Raw genomic sequence first — 451 nt, forward strand, 5'->3', positions numbered from 1 at the left:
TGTGTTTGGGTGTGTTTTGGGGTGGGTGGGTGTTGGGGGTGGGGTTTTTGGGGTTGTTGGTGGTTTTTGTGTGGTTGGTGGTGGTGTTTTTTTTTTTGGTTGTTGGGGTGGGGTGTTGGGTGTTTGGTGTGTTGGTTGGGGTGTTGGGTGGGTGGGTTGTGTTGTTGGTGGTGGTGTTGGTGTTGGTGTTTGTTTGTGTGGTGGTGGTGTTGTTTTTGTGTGGTTTGGTAGTGGTGTTGGGAGGTGTTGGGGTGGTGGTGTTGTCTTTGGTGGTGGGGGTGGTGGGTTTGGTATTGTGATGTTGTGTGGTGGTTTGAGTGTTGGTAGCCTGTTGGGATTGGGCGGTGTTTTTTATTTGGGTGGTTGTGCTGGTTTGGGTGGTTGTGGTAGTTGTTGCGGTTGTGGCGGCAGCCTGTTTTGTTGGGTTTTTTGTGGTGTGTGGGTGTTTGGT

Annotated in this window: 1 protein-coding gene; it reads left to right on the forward strand. The window is 51.2% G+C overall.

Going from position 1 to position 451, the window contains the following annotated elements:
• Positions 1–299, forward strand: a 299-nt coding sequence (locus ACTHUF_RS11260; RefSeq protein WP_440407745.1) for a hypothetical protein, incomplete at its 5' end; no start/stop codon positions are given.
• Between the last annotated feature and the right edge of the window lie 152 nt (positions 300–451).

The sequence above is a fragment of the Neisseria sp. P0024.S006 genome (genome assembly GCF_051956595.1).
Classification (GTDB): domain Bacteria; phylum Pseudomonadota; class Gammaproteobacteria; order Burkholderiales; family Neisseriaceae; genus Neisseria.